We start from the raw sequence: 22203 nt of genomic DNA on the forward strand, positions 1-22203 counted from the left end.
TTGTATCAGCAGGATCAAGCATTGTGCTCCGGTGCTTGTAGCTTGTTGTACTGGTCTTTGTAGGCCACGTTTAACCCCGAGTCGTCTCCCCACTTCTCGGGGTTTCTTTTGTCCGGCGTTTATTACTGCTCGGGTTTTTCCCGAAAAAGCGCCAGGGCATCCTTGCGGTATTCCTCGCGTATCGGCGGCTCCAGCCAGGCGGCATACAGCTCGATCAGGCGGTTCTGGCGCAGTTGCAGCAGGGTCTGGTTGATGCGCTCGATGGCGTGTCGCCCCTGGGCTGTGTTCGAGCAGCCGACATGCACCGCCTGGTATTTTTGTACGCCAATAATCGGATAGAACTCCAGACTGCTCGGGTCGATGCCTTGCTGTTGCGCCTGGAAGCGGATTTCCGGCTGGTAGCCGATCAGGGTCTTGAGCCTGCCCAGGCGCTGCATCTGCAGCAGGTTGCCAATGGCGCTGTTGCCATAGTGGGCGGTCAGGGCATCGCTGGGGGCTTTGCCCAGCAGGCTGTCGATCTGATCGCCATAACTGCGCTCGGCGACGATGCCGACGCTACGCGGTCCGCTGGCCAGCAACGCTGCCAGGTCCAGCCGACCGTCCTGGATAAATGGCCGCAGGCTGGCATGATCCTGGCGCAGGGCTGCCACGCCATTACTGAAGGCGCGAAAACTGATTTTGGAAAACGCCACCCACTGCGCGCGCTGCGGGGTCAGCATCAATGATGGGTCGCAGGCGAAGGGCGAGTCGCGGAGCATCTGTATGCCGCGGGCGCGGTTGACGTGGACGATGGTGTGTTCGTATTCCGGCATGCTGGCGAACAGGGCGGGCAGTATTTGATCGACCACGCCCTGGTCTTTTTGCGGGCCATCGAAAATCGTGGTCGGCGGCAGGTCGCGTAACAGCCAGAGTAGGGTTTCCTTGGCTTGGCCGATCTGTGGAAACCCGCTCAATACCAGCAGCAGCGGCAGGATGCGCTTCACGGAAGTGGTTCGCCGGCTGCTGCGTGGGTCCATCAGGGGGTCGATTCTCTGTGGCAAACATTCATCCTGCTGCATCCTCGTCAGGGGCTAGATCGCCCCGGCTGCGCGCAGACGGCTGATCTGCTCGCGGTCATAACCCAATGCGTCCAGCACCTGCGTGGTGTGCTCGCCCAATTGCGCGCCGACCCATTCGCAAGTACCCGGCGTCTCAGAGAGTTTCGGCACGATGCCGGGCATCTTGAAATCTTTCCCGTCCGGCAGCTTGGCCTGGAGGAACATTTCCCGGGCCAGAAACTGCGGGTCGCTGAACATGTCCTCGGCGCTGAAGATCCGGCTGGCGGGCACTTCGGCGCGGTTCAGCTGTTCGACCACCTGGTCCAGCGGCAGCGAACTGACCCAGCGATCGATCACTCCGTACAGTTCGTCACGCCGGCTGTCACGCCCGTCATTGCTGGCCAGGACCGGGTCGTTGGCCAGGTCTTCGCGACCGATCAGCAGCATGAAGCGCTTGAAAATCGCATCGCCGTTGGCCCCGATCTGCACGTGTTTGCCGTCGGCACTGGTGTGAATGGACGAGGGGGTGATGCCGGGCATGATATTGCCGGTGCGCTCGCGGATAAAGCCGAATACATCGAACTCCGGAACCATGCTTTCCATCATCGCGAAAATGGCTTCATACAACGCTACGTCGACCACCTGGCCCTGGCCGCCGTTGACCTCTCGATGGCGGAGCGCCATCAATGCGCCGATCACGCCCCACAGGGCGGCAATCGAATCGCCGATGGAAATCCCGGTGCGTACCGGCGGGCGATCCTCGAAGCCGGTGATGTAGCGCAGGCCGCCCATGGATTCACCGACCGCGCCAAAACCCGGCTGGTCCTTCATAGGGCCGGTCTGGCCGAAGCCGGAGAGGCGCACCATCACCAGCTTCGGGTTGAGGGCGTGGAGGACGTCCCAGCCCAGCCCGAGTTTTTCCAGGACGCCGGGGCGGAAGTTCTCGATCAGGATGTCGGCATCGCTCAATAACTGCTTGAGGATGGCCAGGCCGTCGGGGTGCTTGAGGTTGAGGGTCAGGGACTTTTTATTGCGTGCCTGGACAAACCACCATAGCGAAGTGCCCTCATACAGCTTGCGCCACTTGCGCAGTGGATCGCCGCCATCCGGCGACTCGACTTTGATCACCTCGGCCCCGAACTCGGCGCAGATGCGCGAGGCAAAGGGGCCGGCAATCAGGGTGCCGAGTTCGATCACTTTCAATCCGGCGAGAGGCTTGCTGAGGGTATCCATGGGGCGTCCGCGAGGCAGGAAAATCCGTCTAGCCTAGACCATTGATGGCGTTTAGGGCACTGCCGGGCGCTGGCCTTTTTCCTGGGCGGCGTGGCGTGGCCGGGCAATTGGTGCTTCTCATTCAGGGCTCCAGCGGGTTTAATTGCCGTCTGCCAAGGATTGCGCGCTTCGGAAAACCAGGGAAAGGTCCTCGTGTCTTGTTTACCTCCCTCCCTTTTTCCGGCTTCAGGCGTGCCCTGAGGTTTTGTTTTGCGTGCCGAAAAAATGTCTTTTTAGTATCACGCGTGATGCTATTGAAATTCTCACGCGTGATGAATTAATCTCTCTTCCATGCAAACCGAGTCCTCAGCTAATACCCACGAATATTTCGCCAACGCCTGCATGACCGGGGCCCGGTGGAAAAGGAAGGAGACATGAGCATGCCGCAAACCTGGAATGCCCAAGCACTGTGTCAGGCCCTGGCCGGCACCGAGTTGTTCAGCGCTGGCGATGCCAGTGTCGAGTTGCTCGACGGCGCCGACGCCAGCCTCCACGTGACGATGCATGAATACGGCGACTTGCCGCTGTTCGTGGCCTTGCACGGAGGGCAGATCCTGGTCGAGGCGCTGCTCTGGCCGCAGAGCGCGGTGAGTGATGTGGCGGCTTTCAACGAGGAAGTGCTGCTCAGTCGCCAACTGTTTCCGCTGTCGAGCATCGGTCTGGACACCCAGGCCGATGGCGAACGCTGCTACAGCATGTTCGGCGCCTTGAGCGCGACCTCGCTGCTGTCCAACGTGCTGTACGAGATCGAGACCCTGGCCAGCAACGTGATTCGCGCGACCGAGGCTTACGAAGGCTATCTCAAGGCTCAGGCCTGATTGGAGGAATGCACATGAACGTTTGGAGCAAATTGCTCACCGCTCTGCGTGGCGGCGCGACGGAAGCCGGCGAGGCCCTGGTGGACAGCCAGGCGCTGCGTATTCTCGATCAGGAAATCCGCGATGCCGAGCAGGCGTTGCGCTCATCAAGAGAGTCTCTGGCGCAGATCATGGCGCGCCAGAAGCTGGCGTCCGAGCAGGTGCAGAAAACCGCGGCCCGTGTCAGTGAATACGAAACCCATGCCCTCAAGGCCCTGGAAGTCGGCAACGAAGCCCTGGCCCTGGAAGTGGCAGAGAAGATCGCCCAGCTCGAAGCCGAGTTGCGTGCCGAGCGGGAACAGGCCGAGGGCTTTGCCGCCAGCGTCAGTCAGTTGCGCAAGGCGGTGAATCAGACCGAGGGCAATATCAAGCATTTGAAACAACAGGTGGATACGGTCAAGGCCACCGAAAGCGTGCAAAAGGCCCAGTTGGCCGTGGCCCAGCGTTATGGCGGCACCCAGAACAAACTGCAAACCGCGGTCGAGTCCCTGGAGCGCATCAAGCGCCAGCAGGCTGAACGCGCGGCGCAGATGGAGGCGGCCGAGGAGTTGGCCAGCGCCGCCAGCCCCGAGGACGCGCTGCATGCCAAGCTGCGGGCCGCCGGGATCATTGAAGACCGCCATAGCGCCAATAGCGTGCTGGCGCGTCTGAAGGACCAGGGCAAGACCTGATTCACCGTTGTCGATGGGCGGGGCCAACTGGCCTTGCCCGCTTTTTTCAGGGATAGGAACGCGATGGAAATCTTCCTGCAGACCGTATTGTCATTTCCCACCGTGCTGTTCAGCTTCATGCTGTGCCTGGCGGTCATCTACTGGGCGATCGTCGCCCTGGGCATGATCGACATCGACCTGCTGGACGTCGAGGCCGACTCGCTGCTCGAAGGCACTGGCAACGCCGAGGGCCTGGCCGGCCTGCTGATCAAGTTCAAACTCAACGGCATTCCGCTGACCCTGGTCCTGACCCTGCTGTTTTTTTTCAGCTGGTTCATTACCTATTTCGCCGAGCTGTTCGTTCTCAGCCACCTGGACCTGGGGCTGTTGCGCTATCCCCTGGGCCTGGTGCTGGCCGTGATCGCGCTGTTTATCGCCGCGCCCATCAGTGCGCTGGTATGCAGCCCGTTGCGGCCCTTGTTTCACAAGATGGAAGCGCCCAACAGCCGATCAGTGATCGGGCAAACGGCGGTGATACGCAGTGGCCGGGTCACCCTGGAGCACGGCGAAGCCATTCTGCAAGACGGTGGCGCGGGCCTGATCCTGCGCGTGCGTGCCGATGAGGCACTGGCTTTCAAACGCGGCGATCGCGTCGTGTTACTGGAGTATCTGGAGGCGCAACACGCCTATCGGGTCATTACCGAGGCCGAGTTCCGGGGCATCTGACCCCGACTCCCTCAGATCAAAGGAGATTGATTTCAATGAACTTACCGTCACTGCTGCCCATCCTGTTCGGGGTCGGCCTTGTCGTTCTGGTGGTCTTCGGCCTGCTGGCGCTGTTCAAGGCGTTCTACATCAAGGTCCCGCAGGGCACCGCGCTGATCGTCAACGACATGTCCTCGACACCCAAGGTGCATTTCACCGGCGCCCTGGTGTACCCGGTCATCCACCTCAAGGAGTTCATGAAGATCTCCCTGCTGACCCTGGAAGTCGACCGTCGCGCCAAGGACGGGCTGATTTGCCGTGACAACATGCGCGCCGACATCACCGTGGCTTTCTACCTGCGGGTCAATGAAACCCAGGAAGACGTGCTCAAGGTGGCCAAGGCCATCGGTGTCGATCGTGCCTCCGATCGCTCGGCAGTCAACGAGCTGTTCAACGCCAAGTTCTCCGAAGCCCTGAAAACCGTCGGCAAGCAGTTCGACTTCGTGCAGCTGTTCGAGAACCGCCAGGATTTCCGCGATCGCATCATCGAAGTGATCGGCAACGACCTCAACGGCTATGTGCTGGAAGACGTGGCCATCGACTACCTGGAACAGACCGCCAAGCATTCCCTGGACCCGAGCAACATTCTCGACGCCGAGGGTATTCGCAAGATCACCGAACTGACAGCCATGCAGAACGTGATCACCAACGAACTGGAGCGCAACCAGGAACTGGCGATCCAGAAGAAAAACGTCGAGACCCGCGAAGCGTCGCTGTCCCTCGAACGCCAGCAGGCCGATGCCGAAGCGCGGCAGAAGCGCGAGATCGAAACCATCCGCGCCCGCGAAGAAGCCGAGACCTCCAAGGTCCAGCAAGAGGAGCGCCTGAAGTCCGAGCAGGCTCGCATCCAGACCCAGCAGGAAATCGACGTACGCACCGAGAACCATCAGCGCGAAGTCGAAGTGGCGCAGCAGAACCGCCAGCGTGCGGTGGTGATCGAGGTGGAGAAAGTCACCCGCGCCAAAGACCTGGAAATCGTCTCGCGCGAGCGTGAAGTCGAGCTGCAACGCATCGACAGCGAAAAAGCCCTGGAAGAGCAGCGCAAGAACATCGCCGTGGTGATTCGTGAGCGCGTGGCGGTCGAGAAGACCGTGGCCCAGGAAGAAGAGCGGATCAAGGAAGTGCGCGAGATCTCCCAGGCCGAGCGCGCCAAGCAGGTCGTCGTACTCCAGGCGCAAGCCGAAGCCGAGCAGGAAATGGTCCGCCAGGTGAAACAGGCCGAAGCCGACGAAACCCGCTCCAAGCACCGTGCAGTGGAAATCAACAACCTGGCCCAGGCCGATCTGGAAGCCGCATCCAAGCAGTCCGAAGCCAAGAAACGCCTGGCCGAAGGCCTGGAAGCCGAACGCGCTGCACCTGGTCTGGCCGATGCGCGGGTTCTGGAAGTCACCGTCGCCGCGCAAGAGAAGGAAGGCATGGCCCAGGCACGGGTTCGCGCCGAGCAGATGATCGCTGAAGCCCGTGGCGAGCAGGAAAAAGGCCTGGCCGACGCCCGCGTCATGGAAGCTCAGGCGCAAGCCAAAGAGAAAGATGGCCTGGCCGAAGCCAAGGTCATGGAAGAGAAGCTCGGTGCCCAGGCCCGTGGCGAAGCCCAGTTGGGCGCGGCCAAGGCCCAGGCCACCAAGGACATGGGTTCGGCCGAGGCCGAAGTATTGCTGGAGCGCCTGAACGCCGAAGCCGAAGGCCTGGGCAAGAAGTTCGGTGCCCTGGATTCCCTCAGCGACAGCGCCCGTCAGCACGAAGAGTTCCGCATGCAATTGGAGAAGAACTTCGAGGAAGCGATGGCTGCCATCGCCGCCAACAAGGACATCGCCAAGGACCAGGCACAAGTGCTGTCCGCTGCCCTCAGCAAGGCGAAGATCGAAATCGTCGGCGGCGAAGGCGACTTCTTCAACTCCTTCGCCAAGTCGCTGTCGGTGGGCAAGGCCATCGAAGGCGTGGTCGGCAAGAGCCCGGTGGTCCAGGACGTCCTGTCCCGCTTGCTCAATGGCAAAGGCATTCCCGCCGTAGCCGCCGAGCTGGCCGCCGCTGCTGCCGAGCGCAAGCTCGAAACTCCGGCAGCCGAAGCCTGATGCACCTGTAGTCGCTGCCGAGCCCGCGAGGCTGCGCTGGCCCTGACAACCCTCCGGATAACCCCGGAAGATCAACGGTTTGTCAGGCGCCAGCGCCCTCAACCTTCAGCAGCCACGCCAGCTACAGCCCATCGCATCAGCTAGCAGCGCTCAGTTTCTTTTTTTGTACACCGCCGTAGATCCAGGAAGGCCACGATGTCGGACGCACAAGCCGCAACTCCCGCACAGGATGTATTGGACAAGGCCGTCGCCGAAGGCGGCGCCTATGAGGTGCTGCAAAAGCGCCTGCTGGACCAGGGCCAACGCCTGCGGCAAACCGCCGAAGGCCTCAACCAGCGCCGCCTGGAAGAGTTCGGCAACAGCCGCATGGAAGTGGTCGGGCGCGTGCGCATCCGCACCGAAAACAACTGCATCGCTCGGGACATCGTCCAGGTCGGCGACTGCCTGCTGTTTGGCTACAACGTTTTTATCGGCCTGAAGAAGGAGACCAGCGTCGCCGACGTGTTCTCCCTCTATCGGCTGGTGGAAGAGGGCGAAGGCTACGAGGCCGAACCCGTGCCGCTGGAAGGCACTTTCCTTGCCGCCCAGGGCTTTCTCAACGACTTCAACGAGCTCTACACCTATTACAAGAACACCCGCCTGCTGCAACTGGCGATTCGCGACGGCAAGCTGCTGGCGAGTTTCCAGATCGGAGAACGCATCACCGACGTGCGGGTGTTCCGTTGGTCCATCTCCCTGGATGGGCGCGACGTGCGCTACATCGACAACCGCGGCGAGCGCGACATAGCGCTGCCGGCCCCGTTCGATTTCGAGTGGCGCAAAGCAACCCGGGAAATGGCCGTCGAAGGCCGTTTCCCGCACATGAACATCCTCGACACCGTGTTCGTCGAAACCATGGGCGGCGACCTCACCGTCAAGGTCGAGAACAACACCGAGGATGGCCTGGGCATCTACCGCGAAGAGGTGCTGGACAAGACTCAGTCCCTGGACGACGGTCAGATCGAATTCGCCCGCCTGGGCAGCCTGATCCTGCTCAAGATCCTGCCGTACCGCGAAGAGCAGTGGCGCTACCTGGTGTTCAACAGCCTGACCCGTCAGGTCGAGCGCATCGATGCCATTGGCCTGGCCTGCGTGCAGCTGCCGGAAGACCACGGCATCATCTTTCCCGGTGGCTACTACCTGCAGAGCGGCGAGTACAAGACCTTCGAGCAATCGATGGAAGGCATGCGCTTCAAGCGCTCGGTACGCTCGCCCAACGGCGAAGACGTGCAGTACATCTTCTATCACCCCGAGCAGGGGCGTTCGGTCCTGCTCACCTACAACATGATCAACCGCCAGTTGCAGAACCCCTTGTTCGGCCACGGCTACGCGCGCCTGGAAGACGGGCGCATGGTGATCTTTGCCGCCGAAGGTGATGAGCCGACCCGTATCCACCCGATGCAGGTCTGGCAGACGCCGTTTTTCACCGAGGAATACGCGGCTCGTCAGCCGGCGCGCAGCGGTTTCCTGGGGCGTATCGGCAATGCCGAGCTGGTGCGCAGCGTGTCCGACCTCTACGACCTGTGCCGTGAGATCGGCACTCCGGCGGTGTCGGTGCAGCGCTATTCGCTGCTGTGCCAGAACACCCGTCGCCTGTTCGACGTCTACCACTGGCTGGGCAGCGAGGAAGTCGGCGGCCTGGCGCCGCTGCTGCGCGAAGTGGCCGCCACCTCGGAGCTGGTGCTCGATGAGTACGAGAAGGTCGAGGGCATTCGCCGCCAGTCCGACCAGGCCATGCTCAGCGCCGAGGACAAGCAGAAAGCCCTGCTCGCCGGCCTGCTGGTGGACAGCTGGGACCAGGTGCAGAACTTCGTCGATGCGCTCAACGCCATCACCGCCCAGCGCGGCCTGCTGCTGACCATTCGCGAATACCGCTACATCGACGTGGCGCGCATCGACGCCATGGAAGCCGAGCTGCTCCAGGCCCAGGAACGCACCGCCGCTGGCACCGCGACCTTCCTCGCCAGCGAGCAGGCGCTGCAGCCGTTTGTCACGCGCCTGGAGGCCCTCGACGGCGAGGCGCAGAAAGCCCAGACCGTGGCCCAGTTGGCCGAGCCGCTGAAGGCCTTGCAAGCCATGGCTGCCGACCTGGACATGCTGTCCGGACTGATGGCTTCGCTGCAGATCGACGACGCGACCCAGCGCACGCGGATCATCGAGTCCATCTCCGAGATCTACGCCCGCCTGAACCAGGCCAAGGCCCGCGCCGAACAGCGGCGCAAGGCCCTGGGCTCGACCGAGACCGTGGCCCAGTTCGGCGCCCAGTTCAAACTGTTCAGCCAGGGCATCACCAATGCCCTGGCACAGGCCCAGGACCCGGAGCGTTGCGACGAACAATTGTCGCGCCTGCTGGTGCAACTGGAGGAGCTGGAAAGCCGCTTCGGCGATCACGAACAATTCATGGGCGACATCCTCACCAAGCGTGAGGAGTTGCTGGAAACCTTCGAAGCCCACAAGCAATCCCTGCTCGACGAGCGCCAGCGCAAGGCCCAGGGCCTGCTCGACGCCGCGCGGCGGATTCTCGACAGCCTGACCCGGCGTACCGCCAAGTTCACCCAGGCTGAAGAGCTCAATGCATTCTTTGCCGCCGACCCGCTGATCCTCAAGTTGCGCGAGTTGGCCGAACGCCTGCGCCAGCTCAAGGACAGCGTCAAGGCCGATGACGTCGAGGCCCGGCTCAAGGGCGCTCGCGACCAGGCGGTTCGGGCCTTGCGCGACAAGACCGAGCTGTTCGAAGAGGGCGGCAATGTCATCAAGCTCGGCCCGCGCCATCGCTTCAGCGTCAACACCCAGGAACTCGACCTGACCCTGATGCCCCGGGGTGACGAGTTGCACCTGCACCTGACCGGCACCGATTTCCTCGAGCCGTTGCACGATGCCGAACTCGAAGCGCTGCGCGACTTCTGGCAGGTGGCGCTGGAGTCCGAATCGGCCCAGCTCTACCGCGCCGAATACCTCGCCGGCCAGGTGCTGGATGCGGCCGATGCCGGGCAGGAAGGCCTGAGTCTGGAACTGCTCAAGCCGCTGTTGGCGCAGCCGGAAGAACTGGCGCGGGTGATTCGTGATTTCGCCGCGCCACGCTACAAGGAAGGCTACGAAAAAGGCATCCACGATCACGACGCGGCGGCGATTCTGATCCAGCTACTGCCGCTGCGCGAAAGCGCCGGGCTGCTGCGCTACGGCCCGCTGCCACGGGCCTTCGCCAGTGTGTTCTGGAACCTGCAACGCAGCCTTGAAGCCCCGGCGCAGTGGCCGGAACGGGCGCGCACCAGCCGGCATATCCAGCAACTGTTCGGGCGTCGCGAAGGGCTGTTGCAATTGCAGGCGGAAATCGCCATGGCGATGCAGCAGTTTTTGCTTGAACAACCTCTGGCGCTCAATGGCTCGCAGGTGGCCGAGGCCGCCGAGTACCTGGTCCAGGAACTGGCTGCCGAACGCATCGAATTCACCTTCAGCAAGTACGCCAAGCAACTGCAGGAAGCACTCAAGGTGCGCTTGCAGGGCGCGCGCATGTGGGACGACTACCAGCAGGCGCTGGCGCGGCTTGAGGATCGCCCAGCGGCGCAATGGGCGCTGGCCGGCAACTGGCTCGATGGCTTGTGCTCGGAGGCCGAATTGGCCGCCTTGGCGGACTACGTGCCCGAGGCCGTGGCCCTGTCGCTGCTGCCCCAGGACTTCGCCAAGCGCATTACCGAAGTCGATCTGCGGTTCAGCGTCGACAACCTGATGGGTGAACACCCGCGGATCAAGGAGCGCAGCCTGACCCTGGCGGTGGACGAGTTCTTCGCCCGCCTGCGCAGCCATCGCGAGCACTTCCTGCCGGGCCTGCAGCGCTACCAGGCATTGCGCCAGGGCATCATCGGCCGCGAGCGCGAGGCTTTGCGCCTGAGCGAATTCAAGCCGCGTCCGTTGAGTTCCTTCGTGCGCAACAAGCTGATCAACGATGTGTACCTGGGGGTGATCGGCGACAACCTGGCCAAGCAGATGGGCACGGTCGGCGAGAACAAGCGCACCGACCTCATGGGCCTGTTGATGCTGATTTCGCCACCGGGCTACGGCAAGACCACCCTGATGGAATACGTCGCCCATCGCCTGGGCCTGATCTTCATGAAGATCAACGGTCCGGCCCTGGGGCACGACGTGCGCTCCCTGGACCCGGCCCAGGCCCCGGACGCCACCTCGCGCCAGGAACTGGAGAAACTCAACCTGGCCCTGGAGATGGGCAACAACGTGATGCTGTATGTCGACGACATCCAGCACACCCATCCCGAGTTCCTGCAGAAATTCATCTCGCTGTGCGACGGCACCCGGCGCATCGAAGGCGTATGGAAGGAACGGACCAAGACCTACGACATGCGCGGCAAGAAGTTCTGCGTAGTGATGTCGGGCAACCCGTACACCGAGTCCGGCGATGTGTTCAAGATCCCCGACATGCTCGCCAACCGGGCCGATATCTATAACCTGGGCGACACCCTGGGCGGCATGCAGGAATCCTTCGCCCTGAGCTACATCGAAAACGGCCTGACCTCCAACCCGGTGCTGGCGCCGCTGGCCACCCGCGACATGGCCGACGTCTATCGCTTCGTGGCCAAGGCCGAGGGCAAGCCGTTCTCCAGCAACGAGTTGAGCCACAGCTACAGCGGTGCCGAGATCAACGAAATCACCACCACCTTGCAGCGCCTGATGCAAGTGCGCGACGTGGTGCTCAAGGTCAACCAGCAGTACATCGCCAGTGCGGCCCAGGCCGACCAGTACCGCACCGAACCGCCGTTCAAGTTGCAGGGCAGCTACCGCAACATGAACAAAATGGCGGAGAAGATTTCCGCGGTGATGAACGACGCCGAGCTTTTGCAATTGCTCGCCGACCACTACCAGGGCGAGTCCCAGCTGCTGACCACCGGTGCCGAGGAAAACCTGCTCAAGCTCGCCGAGCTGCGCGGTAACCAGACACCGGAGCAGGTGCAACGCTGGACGCAGATCAAGCGCGACTTCCAGCGCAACCGCTCCATGGGCGGCAGCGACAGCGACGTTGGCAGCCGCGTGGTGGCCCAGCTCAACGACCTGGTGGAAGGTGTGCGTGGCCTGGCGCGCCAGCCTGCGGCTGAAAATGCCGAAGGCGGCTTGCCATGGCGCGAGCTGCTGGCCGGGCTGGAGCAGTTGGGGCGGCAGCCGACCAACATCGAGGTCGAAGTGCTGGCGCCGGAGCAAAAGGGCCTGCGCGAGGTCTTGGAAAGCCTGGCGGTGAACCTGGAGAGCAGTTTCTTGCCGCTGATCAAGGTCATGCACAAGAAGATCGACGTCGACCTCTACACCCACCACCGCATCACTGACATCTCCAACCGTCTCAATGAGCTGGGGCAGATGCTTGGCAACGGCCAGGTGCCGACCCTGGACGACAAGCAGCCTTGAACCGGGGCGCCCGGGTCAAGGCTGCGGGCGCCACTTGCGTGGATCTGAACAACAGGGAGTTTGCATGGACTTTGAAGGGCTGGACCGTCAACTGCGCGACAGCGTGCTGGACCTGCGGCTGAGCAACGAAGAGCGCGACGAACTGCGCCAGCTGGGCAGTGAACTGGGTCAGGACCAGGTGCGCTACATGCGTAACCGTGCCTTTGACCTGGTGCGCGAGCTGGCCCTGGCCGACAGCGCCAATGTGCTGCCGGCATTGAAATGGCTGGAGCAGGTGATCAAGACCCTGGACGCCAACAACGCCCCGGTGCGGGACATGGCGAGCGCCCACTTCAGCCCTGGCGAAGACTGCCGGCGCAAGATCCGCGATCTGTGTCGCCAGGCTCGAATCTCGGTGGATATCTGCGTGTTCACCATTTCCGACGATCAATTGAGCGACGAAATCCGCGCCTGCCACCAGCGCGGCGTGGCCGTGCGGGTGATCAGCGACAGTGAAAAGCAGTTCGATGTCGGCAGCGATATCGCCGCGTTGCGCGAGGCCGGCGTGCCGGTGCGGATCGACGACACACCGTTCCACATGCACCACAAGTTCGCCGTGTTCGATGGCCGAACCTTGATCAATGGCAGCTTCAACTGGACCCGCAGCGCCACCACCGGCAACGAGGAAAACCTGCTGGTGATCGACCATCCGCAACTGGTGGCCAGTTATCTCAAGGAGTTCAACGAGCTCTGGAGCCGCTACGCACCGCGTTAAGGCGTGCAGCGGCTGGCGCCCACAAGGCCTCAGGCGGCGTTCGGGTAACCCCAGGCGCTCTCGGCGGCCAGGCTGTTGATCAGCTTCTGGCGCAGCCCGTGGGCTTTTTCCGGAGCGCTGTGGCTCAGGGTTTCCAGGGCCTGGTGCAACTGCTGCACCGGGTTTTCGTCGATAAACAGATTGCGCAGCTCCAGGCCGGCAATCGCCTCCTCGAAGCGTTGCTGGCGGATATGGTTCAGCACCATGGCCTGGCTCAACTGGTGGGTGAAGGCCGCCTGTTGTTCCAGGCGAGTCTGCAACGCGACGGCCTTTGCCTGGTCGTCGATGTAAACGTAGCTCAGCGCCAGCTGTTCCAGATACAGGTTTTTTTCCCCAGGTTCCAGCGTCCCATTCTGACGGTCGTCGTCGAGGGCTTGCACGGCCTGGTCCAGCAGTTCGCCGGCTTGCCGGGTCTGCTCCAGGTCGTGCAGCAGCTTGGCCTGCAAGGCCTGTTTCATCGGGCGGTCGGCGTATTCGAGCTGGGCGTTGAGGCGGGCCATCTCTTCCAGGTTGTTGCGGATCAGCCAGCTGTCGCGGCGCAGGCGCGGCAGCTCGGCCTGGACCCGCAGTTGGGTTTCCAGGATCAGCAGGCGCAACCACGGCCATTGCTCATCGCCACGCAAGGTCTCCAGTGCCGCCAAGGCTTGCTCCAGCAGGCGGGCGCACCATTGCGCGTGTTCCTCGACGTAGGTGCCCCACAGGCAGATCAGGCACCAGATGCGCTGCCCGGTCGAAACGGCACAGGCCTGCAAGGCCGCCTCGGCCTCGGCCATCTCATTGCGCGCGACATGCCAGTTCAACAGGCTCAACAGCAGCTCGCTGGCGTAGGTTTCCGGCACCTGGGCGATCAGCTGTCGCGCCAGTTCGGGGCGGTTGGCGTCCAGGGTCAGCTTGAGCAGCGGCGGGTAGCGCAAGTAATCGTCGGGCTCGGGATTCAGCGCCAGCACCTCGAACGCGGCGTCGAACTCCCCGGACTGCATCAGCAGGACCACGACGATGATCTGCACTGCCTCGGGCAGCTGCGCGGCCATGGCCGGGAACTGCGCATCCTGCCCCTGGGCACGGTACTCGAGCAGGGTCTCTTCCACTTCATAGGCGTCCAGTTCGTCGGCCGGCTGTTTCAGCAGCAGTTGCCAGGCCAGGCCGATGCTGATGGCGGCTTTATCCGCCAGGCCCAGGCTGCGTTGCAGGGCAGCCAACTGCCGGTGCTCGCTGGGGGAGTCCGGGCTCAACTGCTCGACGCCGAAGGTCACCAGCAGCGCGCGGGCCTGCTCGTGTTCACCCATGGCCACCAGCAGCGGGATGCGCAGCAGGGGCGCTGACGGCAGGGGTTGCTGCAGGCGCTCCAGCAGGCTCAGCACCGCCTGGGGGCCCTCCTTGTCGAGCAGGGTTTCGAGCAGTTGGTTCAGCGCCATGGGCTGGTAGGTTTCATCGAGTTCGGCCAGTACTTCCAGGGCCTGTTCCTGATTTCCCTGCTTGTACAGCGCGCTGGGTATCTGGAACAGCCCCAACTGCCGGGCTTTGCCCGTCAGGCGTTGGGCCAGTTGCAAGGCCACCTGGGGTTCGACGGTGCTGAGGTGGGCGGCGCGATTGATCTGCGCCGCCTCGCCCTCGGTGATGCCCAGGCCCAGGCTGGTGCTGCTGCTTTTGTGGGCATACACCACCAGCAGCGAGATCACGCCGGTGATGAGCAGCAGGATGATAAACACTTCCATGATTCGATTTTCCTCTGGTACGGGTCAGGGCCGGCGTGGACCACCGGGCTGCGGCTAGGCGGGTATCAGTCCGGGGTGCCTGTGGTCAGCGAGCTATTGATCAGGGTGTCGAGCAGTTGCTGGTGCAAGACGTGGGCCTGCTCCGGTTGCTGCAACTGCAAGTGCTGCAAGGCCTGGTACAAGGCCGTCAGCACGCGGTTTGGGTCGATCAGGATGCTGAAATCGATGGCGGCGATGGCCTCGGCAAAGCGCTGGTGCTGGACGTGGTTGAGCACGATGCCCTGGATCAGTTCGTGACGGTAGAGCGCCTCAAGTGTGCGCAAATCCTCGTGCAGCGCGATGGCCGGCTCGACCTGGTCGATGCTCAGATAGACCCGCGCCACTCGCTCCAGATCGAACAACTGCTCGATGTCATCCGCCTCCTGATTGCCGCGAAGTTGCTGCACCAGGTGATCGAGGAGCTGGACGGCGTATCCGGTCTGGCCAAACAGGTGCAGGAGTGGGGCCTGGGCGCAGTAGCGATCGAGCTTTTCCTCCAGGTTCAGGTCCGGGTTGAGTACCTGCAGTTGCGCCAGATTGTGGCTGATCAGGTTTTGGTCGCGACGAGCCTCGAGCAGGCGGGCCTGGGCCTGCAACTGGCCTTCCAGGATCAGCAGGCGATGCCAGTTGTCGGCTTCCCCGTGCTGGGTCACTGGCAGAAACTCCGAGGCCCGATCCAGGAGTGCGGCACTCCATTGCGGTTGGCTGGCATGGCTCATGTTCACCAGCCTGAGCAGCACCTCCAGGCGGTGTTCGGGAGGGTGGATGCGGGTTTCCAGCAGTTCCTCGGCGAGGGCGGTGGCGCCGCGTTTCGCGTGCCAGTTCATCAGTCCCAACAGCAATTCATGATGTTCGTAGGCCGGGGCGAGTTCGATCAAGCGCTCGGCCTTGTCCAGCTCGTCGGCGGCCAGGGCCTGGCGCTGCAACTGCTCGTAGGCGTCGTGAGGCAGGTGTTTGCCGGCTTCGCCCAGCAGGGTCATGGCGGGTTCCAGATCACCGAATTCGAACAGCACGCTGGCGGCGATGGCTTTCTCGCTTGCGTGCAGTTGCTGGGCCAGCTCAATCACCCGCGTAGCGCCGTCCTGCAGGTAGAACTCATGCAAGAGGGCACGCAGCTTTTTCGGCGCCAGGCTGCCGTCTGCCTCGCGTGCATTGATCCAGGCCCAGGCGATGCTCATGGCGGCGCACTCGGCCTGCCCGAACTGGCGTTGCAGCGGGGCGATACGCAGGCTGTCGTGGGCCGAGACCAAGTCCGCGCCTGACTGGGTCTGGACACTGCCGATCATCTTGAGTATTTGCAGGGCGCCGTCTTTGTCGCCTTTGGCGAACCGCAGTTTCATTAGCGCGATATGCCCGTCGACTGGCATCAATACCCCGGTCTGATCCAGCAGGGCCTGTGCGGCCAGGTGATCACCCTGGTCCAGCAGCAGCTCGACCACTTCCTTGAGGGGCTGTGGCAGGTTGTTTTTTTCCAGCTCGCCCAAGGCCTGCAGGCCTTCCTGGCGGTAGCCGGCACCGACCAGCAGCGGGGCCAGGCCTTGCAGGGCGATTTGCCGGGCATGGCCATCCAGCTGCCGGGCTATCTCAAGGCCCACCAGGGGGTTGCTGCGCGCCAGGAGCAGGGCGCGATTGATCACCGCCCACTGCGACGCCGTCACGCGCAGGGTCAGGGCGTTGCGGTAGCGGTAAAAGCTATAGGCCGCGACGCCGGCAATGGCCACGGCCAATCCGGTTGCTGTGAGTGTATCCATGAGCTTTCCTGTGCATGGCGGGTGGTGCCCGCGTCCGTCAGCGGCGCGCGGGCACCTGGGTCATGGCGCTGGCTAGAGGTCGCCGTTGATCAAGGTGTCGAGGAGCTTTTCCCGCAACTCGCGATAGCGGGTCGGGGCTTGTGCCTGCAACTGTTCAATGGCCTGGTGCAGCTGCGCCAGCAGGTTTTCACCGCCTGTCAGGGTGCTCACATCGATCGCTTCGATGGCTTGCGTCAGGCGCTGGTGGCGGATGTGATTGAGCGCGATCTGCAGCGACACGTCACGGCACGGATAGTCGTGACGTTCGAGTTCATCGCGCAGGGCAATGGCGGGCAGCGGCTGGTCGATCCGCAGATAGGCCTCGGCCACGCACTCCAGGTCCAGTTTCTGGCTGAAGCCATAGCTGCCCGGGCCTTCGTCCTCCTCCTCGTCATCTTCATCCGGATGGTCCTTGATGTACTGCGCCAGCGCCTGCAGCCGCTGGCCGGCAGCATCGTCCTGGCCCAGGGCATGCAGGAGCACGGCTTGTGCTTCATAACGCTCCTGGATGGCCGGCATTTCCAGCGCGGTGTTGAGCTCGGCGATCTGTTGCTGAAGGTTGCCTATCAGCGCCTGATCGCGGCGTGCTTCGGGCAGGTGAGCCTGGGCCTGCAACCGGCCTTCCAGCACCAGTAACTGATACCACGTCTCGTTTTCCGCGCCCTGCATATGCTCCAGCTGTTGCTCGGTGCGCTGGCGCAAGGCAAGGCTCCATTGCGGCTGGTAGGCGTGGCTGAACGTCGCCAGCTCCAGACCCAGCGTCAGGTACTGCTCGGGTGTTTTCAGGCGGGCCTGGATCAGGGCGTCGGCGGCTGCGGTTTCACCGCGCTGCACATGCCATTGCAGCAGTGTGAGCAGCAGATCGTCGGTGTTGTACTCAGGATCCGCGTCAATCAGGCGCAGGGCGTCATCCAGGCGCTCGGCAGCGAGGGCCAGCGCCAGCAGTTGCGGGTAAGTTTCATAGGGCAGCTCCGCGCCGGCCTCGCCCAGCAGGATAAAGGCCGGTTCCAGTGCGCCACCTTCAAACAGCACGCTGGCGGCGCAATCCTTGTAGGCCTCGGGCAGTTGCTCGGCGAGTTCGATGACCCGCGCGGCGCCGTCCTGGGCAAAAAACTCCTGGAGCATGGCGCGCAGTTCCTGGCGGTCCAGGGTGCCATCGGCGCCCAGGGTCGACCAGGCCCAGGCGATGCTCACAGAAGCGGCTTGCTTCATATGCATGGCGCGCTGGCGGGCCGCCATTTTCAGGCTGTCGGCGCGCGACAGGACAAAGGCCCCGGCGACTTCCTGGAGTTCAGTGATGGCTTTGAGTTGTTGCACCGCCGAGGCCTTGTTGCCGGTGGCCAGGGCCAGGTCGATGCCGACGATATGCCCGTCGATCGGCAGTTGCGAGCCCTTGATATCCAGCAGCTCCCGGGCGGCTTTGGGATCGCCTTGTTCGAGAAGGATCTCGAGGATGGTTTTCAGCGGGTCGGCGTGGTTGGGCTTGACCAGTTCGGCCAGGGCCTGGAAGCCGGCGGCGCGGTGCCCGTTCCTGACCAACTGCGGGGCCACATATTGCAACGCCAGCTGCCGCGCATACCCTTCCAGGCGTTGGGCGATTTCCAGCGCCAGCAGCGGTTCGCTCCTGAGCACCAGATTGACCCGATTGATCTGGGCGACGTCGTGGGGGCTAAGGCGCAGGGCCTTGGCTTTCTTGTGCCGGTAAAACCAATAGCCTGCCGCGACCACGGCAACCACGGCACCGATTCCTACAAACACTTCCATGAGCTTCCTTTTCCGTTGATAGCTTCAGGTCGGCACAACGCACATCCTGAATCGCGCGAGCGTTATAAAGCCCTCGGCGCCTGGGAACAACCCCTGCTCGCGCGGATCGTGGCAATCGGTGCCAGGGTCGTGCCTTCGCCTGCCTGCTTGAATAGCGGCCGCCGGGCTGGCGTGGGGTGGCGCCAGGTGCCCGACGGCGGGTCATCGGCCGGGCAGGGGGAAAGGTTTCGGGTTAGACTTGCCGCCTTTTCGCACATCAAGAAGCGCGCACATGGCCCAGCCGTCCACCACCTACAAGTTTGAACTGAACCTCACCGACCTCGACCGTGGGGTGTACGAGAGCGTCAAGCAGACCATCGCCCGTCATCCTTCGGAAACCGAAGAGCGCATGACCGTGCGGCTGCTGGCCTACGCCTTCTGGTACAACGAGCACTTGTCGTTCGGTCGCGGCCTGTCGGATGTGGATGAGCCGGCCCTGTGGGAAAAGAGCCTGGATGATCGCGTCCTGCACTGGATCGAAGTCGGCCAGCCGGATGCCGACCGCCTGACCTGGTGCTCGCGTCGCACCGAGCGCACCAGCCTGCTGGCCTACGGCAGCCTGCGTGTGTGGCAGACCCGGGTGGTCGACACCCTGAAGAACCTGAAAAACGTCAACATCGCCGGCGTGCCCCAGGACGTGCTGGAGACCCTGGCCAAGGACATGCCCCGGGTGATCAAGTGGGACGTGATGATCAGCGAAGGCACGATCTTCGTCACCGATGACCGTGGCCAGCACGAAGTCCAGCTCGAATGGCTGATGGGCGATCGCGGCTGATTGCCAACCGTTCGTTCCCGTCCTCTGACGTCACCCTGCATTAGAAGAGAAGCCCCAATCGCCCCATGCGTATCGAACCCCGTGAGTTGCCCGCCACCCTGCCGTTTCTCGGTGATCTGCCGCCCTTGCTGACCCGCCTGTACGCCGCCCGCGGCGTGCAGTCCGAGGCCGAGCTGGATAAGAGCCTGGCGCGGCTGATTCCCTATCAGCAACTCAAGGGTATCGATGCCGCCGTGGATTTGCTGGTGGTGGCCCTGGAGCAGCGCCAGCGCATTCTGATCGTCGGCGATTTCGATGCCGACGGTGCCACCGCCAGCACCGTGGGCGTGCTGGGCCTGCGACTGCTGGGGGCGGCCCATGTCGACTACCTGGTGCCTAACCGCTTCGAATACGGCTATGGCCTGACCCCGGAAATCGTCGCGGTGGCGCTGCAGCGCGAGCCGCAGTTGCTGATCACGGTGGACAACGGTATTTCCAGCGTCGAGGGCGTGGCCGCAGCCAAAGCAGCGGGTTTGCAGGTGCTGGTGACCGACCACCACTTGCCGGGCCATGAGCTGCCGGCGGCCGATGCCATCGTCAACCCCAATCAGCCGGGTTGCGAGTTCCCGAGCAAGGCCCTGGCCGGGGTTGGGGTGATCTTGTATGGGCTGATGGCGCTACGCGCTCGCCTGCGCAGCCTGGGCAAGTACGAGCAGCAGCCGCAGCCGAACATCGGCGAGCTGCTGGACCTGGTGGCCCTGGGCAGCGTGGCCGACGTGGTGCCGCTGGATGCCAATAACCGGATCCTGGTGCACCAGGGCCTGGAGCGGATTCGCGCCGGGCGTGCGCGGCCGGGGCTCAAGGCGATTCTTGAGGTGGCCAAGCGCGATCACGCCCGTATCACCTCCACGGACCTCGGTTTTATCATCGGCCCACGCTTGAACGCGGCGGGGCGCCTGGACGACATGAGCCTGGGCATTGAATGCCTGCTCACCGCTGATGCGGCGGCAGCGCGGGAAATGGCCGGGCAGCTCGACGAGCTGAACCAGGACCGCAAATCCATCGAGCAGGGCATGCAGCGCGAGGCCCTGGCCCAGCTCAAGGACCTGCCGCTGGAGTCCATGCCGTTCGGCCTGTGCCTGTTTGATGCCGACTGGCACCAGGGGGTGATCGGGATTCTCGCGTCGCGCCTCAAAGAGCGTTATCACCGGCCGACCATCGCCTTCGCCGATGCCGGCGAGGGCATGCTCAAGGGCTCGGCGCGCTCGGTGCCGGGGTTCCATATTCGCGATGCGCTGGACGCGGTGGCCGCCAGGCATCCGCAGTTGATCAGCAAGTTCGGCGGGCATGCCATGGCGGCCGGTTTGTCGTTGCCTGAGGGGAATTTCCCGGCATTTGCCGAGGCGTTCGATGAAGAAGTCCGACGCCAGTTGCAGGAGGAAGACCTGACCGGACGCCTGCTGTCGGACGGCACCCTGGCCATCGAAGAATTCCACCTGGAACTGGCCCGGGCTCTGCGTCATGCCGGGCCCTGGGGGCAGCATTTTCCGGAGCCGCTGTTCCATGGTGTGTTCCAGTTGGTGGAACAGCGCGTCGTCGGCGAGCGCCATTTGAAGGTGGTGCTGCGCAGCGAGTGCGGTTCGCTCAAACTCGACGGCATTGCCTTCGGCATCGACCGCGAAGTCTGGCCCAACCCGACCATCCGCTGGGTGGAGCTGGCCTACAAACTCGACGTCAACGAATTCCGGGGCCAGGAAACCGTGCAACTGATGATCGCCCATATCGAACCTCGCTGATCCTGATGGCCAGCACCGCCTGACACCCCTCGGCCGGCTCCTGTAGCCGCCGCCATTCCTCCCGATACTCCAGCGCCCACCCCTCACGGGCTTTTTACCAGGAACCCTGCTCCGGCCAATGTTGTCGACTAGTCTCTAAGCACTGTCTGATTGGCCTTGTGACCTCTTGTCCTTTTTCACCCCGCGGGGGCGGGCGTTTCACCTTGTTGTCACTCGTCGACTTTTCAAACAGAACCCTGGAGCCTGACCATTGATCGAGAGGTGCCCCATGAGTCTGCTGCTTGAACCCTATACCCTGCGTCAACTGACCCTGCTCAACCGCATCGCGGTTTCACCCATGTGCCAATACTCCGCCGTCGATGGCCTGGCCAACGACTGGCATCTGGTCCACCTGGGCAGCCGTGCCGTGGGCGGTGCCGGGCTGATTTTCACCGAGGCCACGGCGGTCACCGCCGACGGGCGCATCACCGCCCAGGACCTGGGCCTGTGGCATGACGAACAGATCGAACCGGTGCAACGCATCACCCGCTTTATCGCCGCCCAGGGCGCGGTAGCCGGGATTCAACTGGCCCACGCCGGGCGCAAGGCCAGCACCCATCGGCCATGGCTGGGCAAGCATGGCAGCGTCAAGGTCGAAGACGGCGGCTGGACCCCGGTCGGGCCTTCGCCAATTGCCTTCGACCCGCAGCACACGCCACCCACCCAATTGGACGAGGGGCAGATCGCCGAGGTGATCCAGGCCTTTGTCGACGCCGCCAAACGCGCACTGGTTGCCGGTTTCAAGGTGGTCGAAGTGCATGCGGCCCATGGATACCTGCTGCACCAGTTCCTCTCGCCGTTGAGCAATCAGCGGCGCGATCAGTACGGGGGCTCGTTTGACAACCGGATTCGCCTGGTGCTGCAAGTCAGCGAAGCCGTGCGCGCGGTCTGGCCGCAAGAGCTGCCGCTGTTTGTGCGGGTGTCGGCCACCGACTGGGTGGAAGACGGCTGGAACCCGGATGAAACCGTGGAGCTGGCACGGCGCCTGAAAGCGTTGGGGGTGGACCTGATCGATGTCTCGTCCGGAGGCACGGCGGCCAATGCCGAGATTCCTGTCGGCCCCGGCTATCAGACGCGCTTCGCCGAACGGGTGCGCAAGGATGCCGGGATTGCCACCGGCACCGTCGGCATGATCACCGAGCCGGCTCAGGCCGAGCACATCCTGCGCACGTGCCAGGCCGATATCATCTTCCTCGCTCGCGAATTGCTGCGCGATCCGTACTGGCCGCTGCACGCCGACGATGACCTGGGCGGACGCAAGGCCACCTGGCCGGCGCAGTACCAGCGGGCGACCCACAGGGACCAGCCGATTCATGAATCGGATCTGCGCGACTGACAAACCCGCGGCATAAAAAACCGGCCCTGTCGGCTAA

13 protein-coding genes and 1 pseudogene are annotated in these 22203 nt (G+C 63.3%); 9 read left to right on the forward strand and 5 right to left on the reverse strand.

Features of this window, described 5'->3' with window-relative positions:
* Positions 1-122: 122 nt before the first annotated feature.
* Positions 123-1016, reverse strand: coding sequence for a TIGR02285 family protein (locus tag MF4836_RS08555; RefSeq protein ID WP_078469968.1), 894 nt, complete (start codon positions 1014-1016; stop codon positions 123-125).
* A 54-nt stretch (positions 1017-1070) separates the two neighbouring features.
* Positions 1071-2270: a CaiB/BaiF CoA transferase family protein gene (locus MF4836_RS08560; RefSeq protein ID WP_020298987.1), complete on the reverse strand. Its 1200-nt coding sequence runs from the start codon at positions 2268-2270 to the stop codon at positions 1071-1073.
* 330 nt (positions 2271-2600) lie between these two features.
* Between MF4836_RS08560 and MF4836_RS08565 the strand changes: the two are divergent.
* The 6 genes and pseudogenes from MF4836_RS08565 to MF4836_RS08590 all read left to right on the forward strand — a co-directional run bounded on the left by MF4836_RS08565 (position 2601) and on the right by MF4836_RS08590 (position 12855).
* Positions 2601-3127 (forward strand): annotated as a pseudogene (locus MF4836_RS08565) (YjfI family protein).
* A 14-nt stretch (positions 3128-3141) separates the two neighbouring features.
* The gene (locus MF4836_RS08570) at positions 3142-3837 is read left to right on the forward strand and encodes a PspA/IM30 family protein (protein WP_078469969.1); all 696 of its coding nucleotides are present in this window, start codon (positions 3142-3144) and stop codon (positions 3835-3837) included.
* Positions 3838-3900: 63 nt separating this feature from the next.
* A complete protein-coding gene (locus MF4836_RS08575) occupies positions 3901-4542 on the forward strand; it encodes a hypothetical protein (RefSeq protein ID WP_078469970.1) in 642 nt (213 codons plus the stop codon).
* Between the two features lie 35 nt (positions 4543-4577).
* Positions 4578-6653, forward strand: coding sequence for a flotillin family protein (locus tag MF4836_RS08580; protein WP_078469971.1), 2076 nt, complete (start codon positions 4578-4580; stop codon positions 6651-6653).
* A 195-nt stretch (positions 6654-6848) separates the two neighbouring features.
* Positions 6849-12101, forward strand: a complete 5253-nt coding sequence (locus MF4836_RS08585; RefSeq protein ID WP_078469972.1) for a DNA repair ATPase — start codon at positions 6849-6851, stop codon at positions 12099-12101.
* Between the two features lie 64 nt (positions 12102-12165).
* A complete protein-coding gene (locus MF4836_RS08590) occupies positions 12166-12855 on the forward strand; it encodes a phospholipase D-like domain-containing protein (protein ID WP_078469973.1) in 690 nt (229 codons plus the stop codon).
* Between the two features lie 29 nt (positions 12856-12884).
* Here MF4836_RS08590 and MF4836_RS08595 read toward each other — a convergent pair whose 3' ends face one another.
* From MF4836_RS08595 to MF4836_RS08605, 3 genes are all read right to left on the reverse strand, one after another.
* A complete protein-coding gene (locus MF4836_RS08595) occupies positions 12885-14609 on the reverse strand; it encodes a hypothetical protein (RefSeq protein ID WP_078469974.1) in 1725 nt (574 codons plus the stop codon).
* 65 nt (positions 14610-14674) lie between these two features.
* Positions 14675-16399, reverse strand: a complete 1725-nt coding sequence (locus MF4836_RS08600) for a hypothetical protein (protein ID WP_153050206.1) — start codon at positions 16397-16399, stop codon at positions 14675-14677.
* 72 nt (positions 16400-16471) lie between these two features.
* Entirely contained in the window at positions 16472-18202 is a 1731-nt protein-coding gene (locus tag MF4836_RS08605; RefSeq protein ID WP_078469976.1) for a hypothetical protein, read from the reverse strand.
* A gap of 271 nt (positions 18203-18473) precedes the next feature.
* On the opposite strand from MF4836_RS08605, the gene MF4836_RS08610 reads away from it, so the two are divergent.
* The 3 genes from MF4836_RS08610 to MF4836_RS08620 all read left to right on the forward strand — a co-directional run bounded on the left by MF4836_RS08610 (position 18474) and on the right by MF4836_RS08620 (position 22166).
* On the forward strand, positions 18474-19016 hold the full coding sequence (locus MF4836_RS08610) for a YaeQ family protein (protein WP_020298997.1): 543 nt from the start codon (positions 18474-18476) through the stop codon (positions 19014-19016).
* Positions 19017-19081: 65 nt separating this feature from the next.
* Entirely contained in the window at positions 19082-20791 is a 1710-nt protein-coding gene (recJ, locus tag MF4836_RS08615; RefSeq protein ID WP_078469977.1) for a single-stranded-DNA-specific exonuclease RecJ, read from the forward strand.
* A gap of 268 nt (positions 20792-21059) precedes the next feature.
* On the forward strand, positions 21060-22166 hold the full coding sequence (locus MF4836_RS08620) for an NADH:flavin oxidoreductase/NADH oxidase (RefSeq protein WP_078469978.1): 1107 nt from the start codon (positions 21060-21062) through the stop codon (positions 22164-22166).
* Positions 22167-22203: the final 37 nt, after the last annotated feature.

The sequence above is a fragment of the Pseudomonas sp. MF4836 genome, from assembly GCF_002018875.1.
Classification (GTDB): domain Bacteria; phylum Pseudomonadota; class Gammaproteobacteria; order Pseudomonadales; family Pseudomonadaceae; genus Aquipseudomonas.